Source organism: Psychrobacter coccoides (genome assembly GCF_017498085.1).
Taxonomy (GTDB): Bacteria; Pseudomonadota; Gammaproteobacteria; order Pseudomonadales; family Moraxellaceae; genus Psychrobacter; species Psychrobacter coccoides.
The window spans coordinates 42,802-56,711 of the sequence record NZ_JAGBKM010000003.1; the positions used below are offsets into that span (position 1 = coordinate 42,802).

The window sequence follows — 13,910 nt, forward strand, 5'->3', positions numbered from 1 at the left end:
ATCATAATAAATATACCATTTAAAAACAAACAGTTGGCTTATCTACAGAAATGCGAGGGCTTTTTTGTGTCTTTTCATTTATCACCATGCATACTTTAGCTCGACAAATCTATCGATAATGGCAAAAACCAACTTATCTAAATGTGCTTTTAATAGTAAAAAACCCTCCCTATGTATAAACAATAGGAAGGGTTTGTCATAATAAGACGCAAAAAACAGTACTGAAGTTTATAGCAATACAATCTTTGCCAATAACACAATGGTTAGCACCCAGACAGCAATCGTAATGTCAGAAAACTTACCTGTCATCAGCTTCACCGCAGTATAAGTAATGAAGCCAAGAGCGATACCATCAGCGATTGAGTACGTCAGCGGCGTGAGCAGCAATACAACCGCTACAGGCGCAGACTCAGTGAGATCTTCCCAATTGATGTCTTTTAGCGTAAACAACATCAAGACTGACACATAAAAAATAGCGCCCGCAGTCGCATACGCAGGAATCATACCTGCCAGCGGTGCAAAGAAAATACTGAGCACAAACAGCACACCAACGGTCACGGCCATCAGACCCGTACGGCCACCTGAGGCCACGCCTGAGGCACTTTCGATATAGCTGGTCGTAGATGACGTGCCCAGCACTGCCCCTGCCACGGTCGCTGTTGAATCGGCCAACAACGCTTTATCCATATTTGGAATATTGCCATTTTTATCCACCAAACCGGCTTTGCTGGCGATACCTACCAAGCTTCCTGTGGTATCGAATAAATCCACAAACAAGAAAGCAAAAATCACACTGATCATTGCTACATCAAAAGCCCCTGCAATATCCAGCTGCATGAGCGTCGGTGCAACCGATGGCGGCGCTGACATGATGCCTGCAAACTCAGTATGACCTGTCAGTAAGCTGATAATAGTAATCAGTAAGATGCCAATCGTCACAGCACCAGGTACTTTTTTATACACCAGACCTATGATCACAAAGAAGCCTAAGGCCGCCATCATGGGTGAAAAGGATTTCATATCTCCAAGCGTCACAAGTGTCGCCTCTTGGCTGACGATGACGCCTGAGCTTTGCAAAGCAATAAATGCCAAAAACGCCCCGATACCCGCGACGATACCCTGCTTAAGGCTGGTCGGAATGGCGTTGATGATCCATTCACGAATCTTAAATAAGCTTAAAAGAATAAAGATAATACCTGATAAAAATACAGCACCTAATGCCGTTTGCCACGTATAGCCCATCCCCAAAACCACACCATAGGTGAAAAAGGCATTGAGACCCATACCTGGTGCCAAGGCTACTGGCAGGCGGGCATAAATACCCATGATAAAACAACCTATCGCAGCAGCAAGACAAGTAGCAACGAATACTGCTCCCCTGTCCATACCCGCCTCTGCCAATATACTGGGGTTGACAAAGATGATATAAGCCATCGTCAAGAAGGTGGTAATACCGGCTAGGATTTCCGTTTTGATCGTGGTATTGTCACCATCGATCCCAAAATAGCGTTCAATTGCATTCATAATTGTCGTACCCAGCTAGCTAGTGACTAGTAAAAAGAACCGATTGATAAGCGCCTAAAATAATTAGGGCGTGTTGAACATTCAACACGCCCTAAGAGGTCAGCAAGGATGTGATGACCTCTTTATAAAAAAGGCAGCGGTAACAAAGCGCAACATTTTAGAGAAATTAGGACACAAATTCAATCATTACCCGTGCCCAACTGGTCCAAAAAGATATTGCATGACCTTTGACCCAATTAGAAGTAAACTACAAAGGTCGGATTAGGACAATGGTTTTTATCATAAATATTGAGTTATATTGTGTTATGGCTCTATCATTATCAAACTCATTATTACACGGTAAACAAGTACAGATACGACCTATAGTAGACTACACGAGTTTGACAGCGCTCATCATTTTTTGCCTTTGGTATTACTTTGGTTGTAGTGTGATTGCTTGACCAGTTACCCCTTATCATTAGCGAGTTCGTTACATGCCTGAATCATTGAATATTATAGACCTGATTACCCAAGCCAGCTTATTGGTACAGATTGTGATGGCACTGCTGTTATTGGCATCTGTACTCAGTTGGGTGATGATATTTCGTCTCAGTGCACGTCTAGGCACCGCCAAAAACTTTGATGAGCAGTTTGAGTCTTGGTTTTGGTCAGGTGAGGATCTGGCCAAACTCTACCAAGGGGTACAAAGCTCGCCTGAACGCCAAGGACTTGAGCAGATATTTTATGTTGGGTTTTCTGAATATTTAAGAATGCACAAAAAACGCCAGCCCAAAGACGACATCATTGATGGTGTAGAGCGCAAGCTACGAGTAGGACTCGGGCGTCAGCAGCAGCTGCTTGAATCAGGCACACCTATCCTTGCCAGTATCGGCTCAGTGGCACCTTATGTCGGCTTGTTTGGTACCGTCTGGGGTATTATGAATGCCTTTTTGGGTCTATCACAAACAGAGCAAGCGACTCTCGCTGCTGTGGCGCCTGGTATCGCTGAGGCTTTGATCGCAACCGCCATGGGACTGTTTGCTGCGATTCCTGCTGTACTGGCTTACAATCATTTTACTGCCAAGGCGCAGCGTCTCTATGAGTCCCGTGCTTTATTTTGCGACGAGATGACGGGTATGCTACAGCGTGAGACCAATACTCAACATTCATTTGAGACAGAAAGAGAGACTGTCATTGCTGAAAATAGCGCCGCAGTGGCTAGGGCTAAAGGACTATGAGACAAAGTCCATATCGCCGTGAAAACAAGCCCCTAAATGCTGAAATAAACGTCGTCCCTTATATCGACGTCATGCTCGTGCTGTTGGTGATATTTATGGTAACTGCACCCATGCTGACCACAGGTGTCGATGTTGACTTGCCTAAAGAGCAAACCAACACCATGAGCCAACAACAGTTGCCTATTATCATCTCATTAACCGGTAGCGGCGAGATCTTTATCAGCTATGAAAACAACATCGATATGCCAATCAGTGAGCCGGAACTGATCAATACCCTATCGAACTTACAGATGCAAAACAACAACACTGGTGCGCCGCCCATTCAGGTCATGATCAATGCCGATCAAAACAACCAATACGGCGCTGTCATGGCACTCATGGCAAACCTGCAGCAAGCCGGCATCGAAAAGGTAGGGCTATTAACCGGCTCTCCTCTCCCGCCGCCCAAGTTACAATAAGGGGGATCACTATGAATAAGGCGCCTGTGGTCTATGTGCCAACCCCACCCGAAGGTGATGGCATCACGCTGCCGACGCTACTTAGCATACTGGCGCATGGCGTCGTACTTGGGATAGTCATTTATACCTATCAAACTCCTGTGATAGAAACTGCTGGCAGTATTGAAACCACCATGGTCTCACCTGAGGAGTTGGCCGAGATGCAAGCGCAAATCATCGCTAACCGAACAGCGATGCAAGCCGCCAGTAGTGATGAGCGTACGACCAGCAGAACCACTGATGGGGGCAGCACTGCATCTGCTCCACAAATGAGTGCAAACAACAATAGCAATAGTGCCACTCAAGATAGCACTGGGCAACGCTCGCAGCCCAACCCAAAACAAACACCTGTGTTTACGCCTGCAAATGATCCTACTGACAAACCCATACTGATGTCACAAGAGCATCGCCAACGCCTGCTTGAGCGAAATCGAGAATACGAGCGTAACATAGCTGAAATGGCCGCACAGTTAGACGAGTCGACACGGCAAGAGTTACAGCGTGCCGAAGAGATAAAAAGGCAGCAACGAGAAGCAGAACGTGAAGCACTTGAAGCGCTTCGTTATAAAGAGAACAATCCTCCTAAGATTAACCCTCCAACCAGCAGTGATCGTAATATAAAAATCGACACTGGCAGCTCGGATGGTTCAAACAAAAGCATCAGCTTATCGGATGGTCAGCCTACAGTATCTAGTAACCCTAATACTGCGAGCACGGAAAAAGGACGTAGTCGCTCTGCCTCAAGTGGCAACCGAGGTGCTAATAACAGTGAAATTATCAATTTAATTAAGCGCAATTATAACCCACCAGTCGCATCTAAAGGATCCACTCAACGGGCAACCTTGACCATTACTGTCAATAACAATGGTGATGTGGTCGATGTGTCTGTATCAGGATCAGACAGCGCCGTAAACGAGGCGGCCAAGCAAGCAGTGCTTGATACTCGTAACTTCCCCATTGATGTGGATGACCCCAAGTATCCTACTTTTACCGTACAATTTAACGGCAGCAACTGAGTGAGCGTCACCTTTTCAGATTATCGCCACTATCCTCTTCCACCACTCATTTAAGTAAATTGCTTAAGCAACTTGCACTGAGTGCCTTATTGTCTTAACGTAATAATCGCCTTAAAATATCATCACAACTACCTATTCACTTCTTTAGGAGCCTGACTTGGCTATGCGTACTCACAAAAAACTATTAATAACATTACTTGCCAGCGCTGCGAGCCTACTAATTGCTCCTAGTGTATCCGCCAACCCTGTTGTCTTACAATTAGACTATGAGATCCCCGTACAGCAGAACCAAGTGGCGCTCGTGCCTTTTGCCGGTGACCGCCTCCTCTCCTCTGTTATTTTAAATGACTTAAGTCGCACGGAGCTGAATGTCACCAATAACGACTTGCCCCAGCAGCCACACAGCAGTAGCGAGTTGGCTGGCAGCCTACCTGTCTGGCAAAGCTTAGGCATTCCTTACTTAGTGGTTGGCAGCACCCGTAGCAACCGCGGAAAAGTCATCACAGACTATGAAGTCATAGAGGTAAAGTCTGGCAACGTACTCGAGGGAAAACAAAGCCTCACCTCGGATAACGACCCGCAAAGCTTACGTTACGCCGGTCATGTGATCGCTGATAAGATCTATGAGTTGGTCACAGGTACCCCGGGAGACTTCTCAGGACGTATTGCTTATATCGAAGAGACGGGACTCGGCAAAGACAAGATCTCTCGCCTAAAAGTCATGGACGCCGATGGTGAAAACGCCAGAACCATTACTGAGGTAAAAGGCTCTATCTTCTCCCCTGCATGGTCGCCTGATGCTTCTCACATCGCTTATACCGTTCAGCGTGACCAGTCATATCCAACCATTTATGTGCAAAATATCAATGGTGGCGGGGCTCGTGTCTTAACCCCCTTTCCCGGTAGCAACTTAAGCCCTTCTTTCTCCCCTGATGGTAGAAAAATCCTGTTTTCTAGCAGCTATCAAGGCAACGCTGATATCTATGAGATCAGTACCAGTGGTGGCCAACCTAGAAGACTGATCAGCTGGCCTAGCAATGAAGTACAGCCAAGCTATGCCCCTGATGGGAAGTCTTTTGTTTTTGTTTCGGATCGAACAGGCTTTAATAAGCCAAGAATCTATCGCTACGAGTTTGGGAGTGGACGTACTACACAGATATCTAATAGCGGTTATGCCACCAGCCCGCAGTTTAGTAGTGACGGCACTCAAATCGCTTTTTTAAACGGTCGCTCAGCTGCCATTATGAATACCAAGGGCGCAGTCACCGCCAATCTGGGCAACACTGGCATCGATGAAGCGCCCAGCTTTTCACCGAATGGCAAACGTGTGGTCTATGCCTCCACCCAAGGCGGTAAAGGCGTCTTGACCATCAAGTCTTTAGAAAGTGGCAAAGCATTTGGTAAGTCAGGACAAGGTATCATCCGCTCACCAGTATGGTCCGCCAGTCCAAAATAATATTTAAGGGGTTTTTGGCATATATTTATCGCTACATACAGTCAGTTGTAAACAAAGCTGTCATAAGCCCCAAAGCGCGACTGCAACTATACTGCTTTACTGCCAGCCTAGGGTTGCATAGTGCTCATCTTGATGGGCAAATAAAGGATGAGCCGTGGCCTCCTGCAAGGTTAATACTGGGGTCACGCAGACATCAGTGGATTCAAAAACCTGCTGCCAGTGTGCAAGATCTTGACTGGCAAAGGCATCAGCTACTATTTGTGCTGCCTCTTGGCTGGCTTTGCTATTGGGCAGCACATTCATCTGCCAATGCTTGGTCTTAAGCTCAGGCAGCTTTAGTATATCGCACAAGCCTTGCCAAAATTTCAGCTCTAGCGAACCAACTGCCATATAACGGTCATCTGCGGTTTTGTAGAGACGATAGCAAGGCAGTAGCCCTCCTAAAAAATCCTGTTGTGGCTTAGGGACTTCACCAGAGAAGCTCGCCACCAGCTTACCAGTGGCTTTTGGCATGACCATATGCTGATACAAACTATGGGTCATACTAACGGCAACATGACGACCTTGTCCGGTGCGCTGTGCTGCAAACACAGCAGCCAAAAGAGCGATCACTGCCGTGTCACTGCCACCTGCCAAATCAGCAAACTGAATATTGGGCATGGCTTGTTCACCATCAGCTGTTTTGAGCTGATCAAGCACGCCGCTCATCGCCATAAAGTTGATATCATGGCCCGCTTTATTCGCCCAGTTATGACTGACAGTGCTACCATCAACCACACCATAACCTGTGATGGATACCATGACCAACCTGGGATTAATAGCGTGTAAGGTTTCAGAGTCAAGTCCCATACCCTTGAGCACGCTAGGCCGGAAGCTATCAAGCATGACGTCGGCATCCTTTAGGTGCGCTTTGATTGCATCGATACCCAGCTTATCTCGAAAGTCAACTTTTTGCGTCTCTTTACCATGATTTAGGGCAGTAAACAGCTCACCAAAAGCGCGGGCGGGATCACCGTTTTTTGGCTCGATTTTGATAATTTGAGCCCCCAAGTCAGCGAGCAATCTGGTCGCAAACGGGCCTGGAAGGTTGCGTGTCAAGTCCACGACACGTAAACCTGTTAGACAATCTTGCATCGCCTCAGCTGGATTAATCATCGACAAACTCCTCACCTTTTTCAGCCATATCCACTAATATTTGCGCCGGTATGAAGCGCTCACCATATGTCTTTGCCAGCTCACGACTACGCTTGACAAATCTATCGACACCCATGGAGTTGATAAACTGCAGCGTACCGCCTTGGTTGGGCGCAAAACCCCAGCCAAAGATCGAGCCGACGTTGGCATCAGCGACGGTGCGGACGACGTTTTCTTCGTAGCATTTGGCCGCCTCGTTGGCTTGTACATAAAGCAGACGGTCTACCAGCTCTGTCTGCGAAGGCTGCTCATCGCTGGTTGGATAAAGCTCAGTCAGCCCAGGCCATAGGCGCTTTTCGCTTTTTTCAGGATAGTCATAAAAGCCTTTAGCAACTTTTTTACCCTCACGACCAAGCTCGTTGACCATCTTTTGTATTATTGCCATAGCAGGATGCGGAGTAAAGGCTTTGCCTTGCGCTTCTATTGCCTGTTTGGTTTGCTGCATGACGTGCAGGGATAGGCTTAGCGACACCTCATCTTGTAGAGCAAGTGGCGGCATCGGCATACCTGACTTGATACCAGCCACTTCGATACTGCGTGGGTGGACGCCTTCGCCTAGCATCGCAATACCTTCTGAAACATAAGTAGCAAACACACGAGAGGTATAAAAACCACGGCTGTCATTAACCACGATTGGCGTCTTTGCAATTTGACCCACATAATCAATACCTTTGGCTACAGTCGCAGCATCGGTCTTTTCACCGACAATAATTTCTACTAAGGGCATCTTGTCGACTGGCGAGAAGAAATGCAGACCGATAAACTGCTGTGGCCGTTTACTGGCTTTAGCAAGCTCAGTGATTGGTAGTGTCGAGGTGTTTGATGCGTAAACAGCAGTCTCTGGCATCACAGCTTCAGACTTGCGTGTGCACTCCGCTTTGATACCCATGTCTTCAAAGACTGCTTCAATCACCAAATCACAGCCTGCTAAATCAGCATAAGAAACTGTGGTCTCAATCTTATCAAGTAGCGCCTGCTTTTTTTCTTCTGTTGCATGGCCACGGCTGATCGCCTTGTCTAACAGCTGAACCGAGTGGCTTTTGCCTCTGTCAGCGCCTTCGATAGTGGTATCTAACAACACCACGTCTATGCCGGCCTTAGCTGACACATAGGCAATACCTGCACCCATCATGCCAGCGCCTAAGACGCCTACCTTGCTGACTGTTGAGCGCTCAAAACCGTCAGGGCGTGACTGGCCTTTTTTGATACTGTTTAGTTGCGTCCAAAGGGTATTCATCATGTTTTTGGATTCAGACGAGAGCAGGCAAGCGACAAAGTACCGTGACTCTATCTGTAAACCATTATCAATATCCGTTAGACAGCCTTCAAACACACTAGACAAAATGTGTGTAATAGCAGGATAATTACCGTGTGACTTTTGGTTGGCCATCGCTGGGGCGATAGAGAGCATTTGCACCACTTTTGGATGTGTACTGTCCCCACCTGGAATTTTAAAGCCTTTGCTGTCCCATGGCTGCTGCGCTTTGGGGTTGTCATTGATCCACGCTTTTGCTTTGGCAATAAGTTCGTTATTGTCGCTAGCAACGTCATCGATAATTCCAATGTCTAGCGCTTGTGTTGGCCGCAGTGCTTTGCCTTGTGTCATCAGCTCAACGGCTCTTTGAATCCCAATCAGACGTGGCAGACGCTGCGTGCCACCGCCACCAGGCAGCAAACCAAGCTTTACTTCAGGCAAACCAAGCGTGACCTTAGGTGAGTCGATGGCAATACGATAATGACACGCTAAGGCAAGCTCAAGGCCACCACCTAATGCGGTACCCGTTATCGCAGCGACGACTGGTTTAGCAGCAGTCTCAAGCTTACGTAAGCTCGTCTTTAGCCCTTCAACCAAATCAAACGCTTGCTCAGCAGTCGTAATCGTTGCTAATTGATCAAGATCAGCACCAACCATAAAGGTTGATTTGGCTGAGGTTAGAATTAAACCTTTTGCTTCTTTGTCACTTATAAAAACCTCCGTCATTGCAGCAAAGGCGTCATTGAAACCCTCACCGATGACGTTCATCTTGCGATCGCTTTGGTCGATAGTGACCGTGAGAATGCCATTATCAGATTCAGCAAAAAAGTGGTTTAGTGCATTGATGGCATCTACGCTATTGGTGCTCATATTAGGTCCTTCTTAAGTTATTGTCCTATACGATGAATCATTCAAAGCCGTGTCGCATCCTGCTTTATGAGTGTTTTTATAATCGTTTTATACACGTTCAATGATCGTTGCAATACCCATACCCCCACCGACACAAAGGGTGATCATCGCCGTATTCAGATCACGGCGCTCAAGCTCATCAAGCACAGTCGTCATCAGTATTGCGCCTGTTGCGCCAAGGGGGTGACCCATCGCAATCGCACCACCGTTGACGTTTACTTTATCCAATGACACACCAAGATCATCAGCAGTATTCATGGGTATGGCTGCAAAGGCTTCATTGATTTCCCAAAGATCGATATCATCAGCCGTCATGCGGGCTTTATTCAGTACTTTTTGGCACGCAGGTGTTGGGCCGGTCAGCATGATGGCCGGCTCAGAGCCAATGACCGCTGCCATGGTCACTTTAGCACGTGGTTTAAGACCCGCTCGCTCCCCCGCTGTAGCACTACCAACGAGGCAGATGGCAGCACCATCCACGATACCGGATGAATTACCAGCATGATGCACGTGGTTGATGTTTTCAATCGTGGTGTATTTGTCTAAGATCACACTGTCAAAGCCCATTTGACCCAGCGTCATAAATGAGGGCTTGAGGCCCGCTAAGGTTTTCACCTCTGTATTGGGGCGAATGGTCTCATCTTTATCAAGTAGCAGCATGCCATTAATATCTGTAACGGGTATGACGGATTTATCATAGTAGCCTTGCTCCCATGCATGGGCAGCTCGGCGATGGGATTCGGCTGCAAACGCATCAACATCAGTACGGCTAAAGCCTTTTAGGGTGGCGATCGTGTCAGCGCCTACGCCTTGAGGCACATAGTTGGTGGCATCATTGACCCGAGGATCCATATACCATGCGCCGCCATCAGAGCCCATAGGCACACGGCTCATTGATTCAATACCGCCAGCCACGACCATATCTTCCATACCAGACATGACTTTGGCTGCAGCAAGATTGATGGATTCAAGGCCTGAAGCACAGTAGCGTGATAATGTCACACCTGCGACACTTTGAACCCAGCCTGCATCAAGCGCAGCGATACGGGCAATATCAGAGCCCTGCTCACCGACTGGCGTTACACAGCCAAGCACGATATCATCTACCAAGCGGGTATCTAAACCGTGGCGCTGCTGTAAGGCGATAAGTAAAGTACGTGCCAGCCAAATCGGTGATGCTTGATGAAGAGCGCCATCTTTTTTTCCTTTGCCACGTGGGGTACGGATGGCATCATAGATATAAGCAGTCTGGGGCATGATAAATCCTTTTAATTGAAGCGGTGATACATAATGACCTCTTGAGAAGGATGCGCCCTCCTCAACCATAAGCCACTACATAGAACGTGAGGCCAATTCCTTCATAATCTCGTTGGTGCCGCCATATATTTTTTGTACACGAGCATCAGCATACATACGAGCGATGGGGTATTCCGTCATATAACCATAACCCCCAAACAGCTGTAAACACTCATCCATGGCCTTACACTGTTTTTCGGTGACCCAGTATTTAACCAATGACGCTTGTGCGGCCGTCAAGCGCCCCTCAATCAAAGCCTCAATAGCAGAGTCACACAACGCTTTGACTGCGAGATAGTCTGCTTGCACTTCAGCCATCTTAAAGCGGGTATTTTGAAATGTCCAAATTGACTTACCAAAGGCGGTGCGGTCCTTTACGTATGCCAGCGTAAGCTCTAGCCCCAACTTGATAGCGCCGCAACCACTTACTGCGATAATTAAGCGCTCTTGTGGCAGCTCTTGCATCATCTGAATAAAACCCAGACCTTCAACCCCGCCCAGTACGTTTTTTTGTGGCACACGTACATTGCTAAAGAACAGCTCTGAGGTATCTTGTGCAGACATACCTGTTTTTTTAAGGTTACGGCCACGCTCAAACCCTGCTAAGCCGTCCGTCTCCACAACGAGTAGTGAAACCCCCTGCGCACCTTGATTGCGATCTGTCTTACAGGCCAAAAGAATAAGATTGGCATGTTGACCATTGGTGATAAATGTCTTTGAACCATTGATAATATAATCATCACCATCTTTCACTGCATAGGTTTTGATGGCCTGTAAATCAGAGCCCGTCGAAGGCTCGGTCATGGCAATAGCACCAACATACTCGCCCGTTGCCATTTTAGGCAGCCATGCTTTCTTTTGTGCTTCAGTACCGTGCTTTAAGATATATGGTGCCACGATGCCTGAGTGTACCATACCGCCAAACCCTGATTGGTTGGCCTGCGCTTGTGCTAAAAGGATAGCGGCTTCGTGACCAAAATCACCACCACTACCCCCGTACTCCTCTGGCATAGAGGCACACAAAAACCCCATCTTACCTGCTTCGTACCAGGCTTCACGGTCTATCATGCCGTTTTCACGCCACTGCTCATCTTTGTCTGCCCAACTGTTGAACATTTTTAGCGCACTGTCATATACCATGCCATGCTCTTCGGTCATCCATTTGGAAGTAAAGGCTTCGATAGCCATATTGCTCATCCTTGATTTGATTGAGATTTAATTAGGGCGTACGCTCAGTTTCAAGCCCTCACTGCTGCTGGTAGCATGACAGATATAAATATTTGAGATATAGTAGATTAAATTCATCATAAAAAGAAGACCTTATGTCATTATCAACGGATTACTCTACCGCTACCAACCAAAGCCAATCAGCGCAAATTGATCTCACCAGCATTAACTTAGAGCATCTTAATTCTGATGCGCGAGCCGTGTTGAGTTTTTGGTTTGATAAAAACAACGAACAATATTGGTTTGCACAAAACGACGAGTTTGATAAACAGATAAAAGAGAAGTTTGGCAAGATTTGGGAAGCGGCTAAACAAGGAGAATGTGTCACTTGGCGAACTGTGGACGCACCAACCGACAGCAACAGCTCAATCACTGCTTTGGCAGGACGTCTGGCAGAAATTATTGTGTTAGATCAGTTTTCACGTAATCTGTGCCGTAAGCAAGCGGATGCTTTTGCACAAGATGGTATGGCACTGGTATTGGCACAGGAGGCCATCGCACAGCCTCAGTTTGACAACCTACCAACACAGTGGCGAAAATTTATGATTATGCCATTTATGCATTCTGAATCAGCGATGATACATGAACGCTATTTGCCGCTGTTTGAGCAGCTAAATGATGAAAATACGCTAGATTTTGAGCACCGTCATAAAGAAATCATTGATCGATTTGGCCGCTATCCGCATCGTAACGACGTATTGGATCGTGAGTCGACTGAAGAAGAGGAAGCCTTCTTAAAGCAGCCGAACTCATCATTTTAAGACAGCAGTTTGCAGAGGTTTACACGTTTCGTAGCTGAAAACACTTTCCAAACAGTCTAAACAATAAGGGCTGAACCAGTTATCTGCTTCAGCCCTTCTTGCTCTATGCTATCTAGGTCACTTATAGTCAGTCTAATATGAAAAATATACAGCGGAACTGGGATGCTTAGTTTTTTAATGTTGGTTTTATAGCCTCTGTCGGCGTAGGCACAGCAAGCTAGAAGACTTATACCAATTTCGCATTATTAAATAACCTATCCATTTTATTTAGTATCGACTATAGCTAATAAGTCACCTCACCGGTGGTAAAAGTAAACGATTGTTTATTTAAGGTTTTATTATCGATTAACACATCAAAGCTGACACGATACTCACTATTACTATACAGCCCGCATTGCTGACTTTGATTTGGGGCACGTTGCATGTCACAGCTCTGTAGATCATCGGTGAGCGGCATAATAAATGCTTCGTTTACTGGTAGCTGATAGTTAGTATGGCCTTTGTATGGGTCATTATCAGCATCAAGCAATTGAACGGGCACATTTATATTACGTTTGACGTCATGGAACTTTACATTACTGACTTTAATGCTGGCGGCCAATGGTACATGAATATAGACAGGCTGACCGATAGGATTCATATATAAGTCACGACCAGTGTCTTTGACTGGGTTAGGGTTTTCATTATAAAGAGCCGTTACCGTACCTTTGACGTCCTGACAAGGGTAAGTAAAAACACCTTTAAAAGTTGCATTATTAATGGCTGAAGTTGCAGCTGCATTGTGATTTAAAACATAGCCTTTGTTATAAGCTGCTTTTTTGCCATAAGGTGTATAAGTAACCATGCTCGTCCCTGCCAAACGTAAACTCGGCATCATCAAAGAGCGCAAATGATAAGGCGCTGCCAGCAAAGATTTGGCCATTGACTCAGCGGCATTTTCAGGCGTTGCAATATCACCTGCAGAGCTAAAGTACCTTGTATGACCGATATTCTCAGTGACGCCATACATGGCATTCGGATATGCGGCTTTTGTTATACGGTCCTCAAATATATTACCCGTAAAAAACGGGTTGTTCCTACCTGTCCATGCTTTAATGTCTTTAATTTCACCTTCATAGTGCGCATTAAATGCTGTCGGCGTGCTGTTGGCAAATACGTGCTTGATATAGTTAGCGTGTTTGGTAGCAACCTCTTCAAGCGCTGGATCATCTGACAAACCACTAAGACCACAGCCTTTTCGCGCAAGACTGATGGTATTACTTGCAACCAGTGCGGCGGTAGCATCATTGCTAGCGATTGCTTTGTCATTTTCAGGCGGCGCATTAGGCTGTATAGGCTCAGACGGTTTTACTGGAGTAGAAGATTTGGAATCATCATCACTGTTACTCGAGCTATCACCCCCATCTCCACCTCCGCCACCTCCGCCACAGGCGGTCAAAAACAGTGCGGCAAAAAGGCCAATGGCAAGACTTTTCTTTGTGGTTTTCAAAGTCATTATTTATCCTAAAGTAACTGTATGAGCATGTGAATGCGGGGTGAACATGATTAAAACCAGCAA

At 46.6% G+C, this 13,910-nt stretch carries 11 protein-coding genes; 5 read left to right on the top strand and 6 right to left on the bottom strand.

The features are described 5' to 3' along the window. Positions 1 to 228: 228 nt before the first annotated feature. Positions 229 to 1,524: an NCS2 family permease gene (locus tag J3492_RS02655; RefSeq protein ID WP_207989560.1), complete on the bottom strand. Its 1,296-nt coding sequence runs from the start codon at positions 1,522 to 1,524 to the stop codon at positions 229 to 231. Positions 1,525 to 1,997: 473 nt separating this feature from the next. On the opposite strand from J3492_RS02655, the gene tolQ reads away from it, so the two are divergent. The 4 genes from tolQ (at position 1,998) to J3492_RS02675 (ending at position 5,710) form a co-directional block, all read left to right on the top strand. Next, the gene (gene tolQ, locus J3492_RS02660) at positions 1,998 to 2,741 is read left to right on the top strand and encodes a protein TolQ (RefSeq protein ID WP_243453063.1); all 744 of its coding nucleotides are present in this window, start codon (positions 1,998 to 2,000) and stop codon (positions 2,739 to 2,741) included. Beyond that, positions 2,738 to 3,199: a protein TolR gene (gene tolR, locus J3492_RS02665; RefSeq protein ID WP_207989562.1), complete on the top strand. Its 462-nt coding sequence runs from the start codon at positions 2,738 to 2,740 to the stop codon at positions 3,197 to 3,199. Before tolQ ends, tolR begins: the two co-directional genes overlap by 4 nt. Positions 3,200 to 3,210: 11 nt before the next feature. Beyond that, positions 3,211 to 4,254 (top strand): cell envelope integrity protein TolA, encoded by a 1,044-nt coding sequence (tolA, locus tag J3492_RS02670; RefSeq protein ID WP_207989564.1) that lies wholly within the window; start codon positions 3,211 to 3,213, stop codon positions 4,252 to 4,254. Between the two features lie 163 nt (positions 4,255 to 4,417). Beyond that, entirely contained in the window at positions 4,418 to 5,710 is a 1,293-nt protein-coding gene (locus J3492_RS02675) for a PD40 domain-containing protein (protein WP_207989566.1), read from the top strand. 96 nt (positions 5,711 to 5,806) lie between these two features. Here J3492_RS02675 and J3492_RS02680 read toward each other — a convergent pair whose 3' ends face one another. The 4 genes from J3492_RS02680 to J3492_RS02695 form a co-directional block, all read right to left on the bottom strand. Then, on the bottom strand, positions 5,807 to 6,865 hold the full coding sequence (locus J3492_RS02680; RefSeq protein WP_207989568.1) for a CaiB/BaiF CoA transferase family protein: 1,059 nt from the start codon (positions 6,863 to 6,865) through the stop codon (positions 5,807 to 5,809). Beyond that, positions 6,858 to 9,029 (bottom strand): 3-hydroxyacyl-CoA dehydrogenase NAD-binding domain-containing protein, encoded by a 2,172-nt coding sequence (locus tag J3492_RS02685; RefSeq protein WP_207989570.1) that lies wholly within the window; start codon positions 9,027 to 9,029, stop codon positions 6,858 to 6,860. The genes J3492_RS02680 and J3492_RS02685 overlap by 8 nt, the downstream gene beginning before the upstream one ends. An 87-nt stretch (positions 9,030 to 9,116) precedes the next feature. Then, entirely contained in the window at positions 9,117 to 10,325 is a 1,209-nt protein-coding gene (locus J3492_RS02690; protein WP_207989572.1) for an acetyl-CoA C-acetyltransferase, read from the bottom strand. A 75-nt stretch (positions 10,326 to 10,400) separates the two neighbouring features. Continuing rightward, positions 10,401 to 11,552, bottom strand: a complete 1,152-nt coding sequence (locus J3492_RS02695) for an acyl-CoA dehydrogenase family protein (protein WP_207989574.1) — start codon at positions 11,550 to 11,552, stop codon at positions 10,401 to 10,403. Positions 11,553 to 11,686: 134 nt separating this feature from the next. Between J3492_RS02695 and J3492_RS02700 the strand changes: the two genes are divergently transcribed. Continuing rightward, the gene (locus J3492_RS02700) at positions 11,687 to 12,352 is read left to right on the top strand and encodes a DUF924 family protein (protein WP_207989576.1); all 666 of its coding nucleotides are present in this window, start codon (positions 11,687 to 11,689) and stop codon (positions 12,350 to 12,352) included. Between the two features lie 283 nt (positions 12,353 to 12,635). Here the strand turns inward: J3492_RS02700 and J3492_RS02705 are convergent, their stop codons facing one another. Continuing rightward, a complete protein-coding gene (locus J3492_RS02705) occupies positions 12,636 to 13,847 on the bottom strand; it encodes a spore germination YkwD domain-containing protein (RefSeq protein WP_207989578.1) in 1,212 nt (403 codons plus the stop codon). Positions 13,848 to 13,910: the final 63 nt, after the last annotated feature.

Excerpts from the sequence above, each read along its gene's own strand:
- J3492_RS02655 (WP_207989560.1), bottom strand. The coding sequence starts at position 1,524 with ATGAATGCAATTGAACGCTATTTTGGGATCGATGGTGACAATACCACG.
- tolQ (WP_243453063.1), top strand. The coding sequence starts at position 1,998 with ATGCCTGAATCATTGAATATTATAGACCTGATTACCCAAGCCAGCTTA.
- tolR (WP_207989562.1), top strand. The coding sequence starts at position 2,738 with ATGAGACAAAGTCCATATCGCCGTGAAAACAAGCCCCTAAATGCTGAA.
- tolA (WP_207989564.1), top strand. The coding sequence starts at position 3,211 with ATGAATAAGGCGCCTGTGGTCTATGTGCCAACCCCACCCGAAGGTGAT.
- J3492_RS02675 (WP_207989566.1), top strand. The coding sequence starts at position 4,418 with ATGCGTACTCACAAAAAACTATTAATAACATTACTTGCCAGCGCTGCG.
- J3492_RS02680 (WP_207989568.1), bottom strand. The coding sequence starts at position 6,865 with ATGATTAATCCAGCTGAGGCGATGCAAGATTGTCTAACAGGTTTACGT.
- J3492_RS02685 (WP_207989570.1), bottom strand. The coding sequence starts at position 9,029 with ATGAGCACCAATAGCGTAGATGCCATCAATGCACTAAACCACTTTTTT.
- J3492_RS02690 (WP_207989572.1), bottom strand. The coding sequence starts at position 10,325 with ATGCCCCAGACTGCTTATATCTATGATGCCATCCGTACCCCACGTGGC.
- J3492_RS02695 (WP_207989574.1), bottom strand. The coding sequence starts at position 11,552 with ATGGCTATCGAAGCCTTTACTTCCAAATGGATGACCGAAGAGCATGGC.
- J3492_RS02700 (WP_207989576.1), top strand. The coding sequence starts at position 11,687 with ATGTCATTATCAACGGATTACTCTACCGCTACCAACCAAAGCCAATCA.
- J3492_RS02705 (WP_207989578.1), bottom strand. The coding sequence starts at position 13,847 with ATGACTTTGAAAACCACAAAGAAAAGTCTTGCCATTGGCCTTTTTGCC.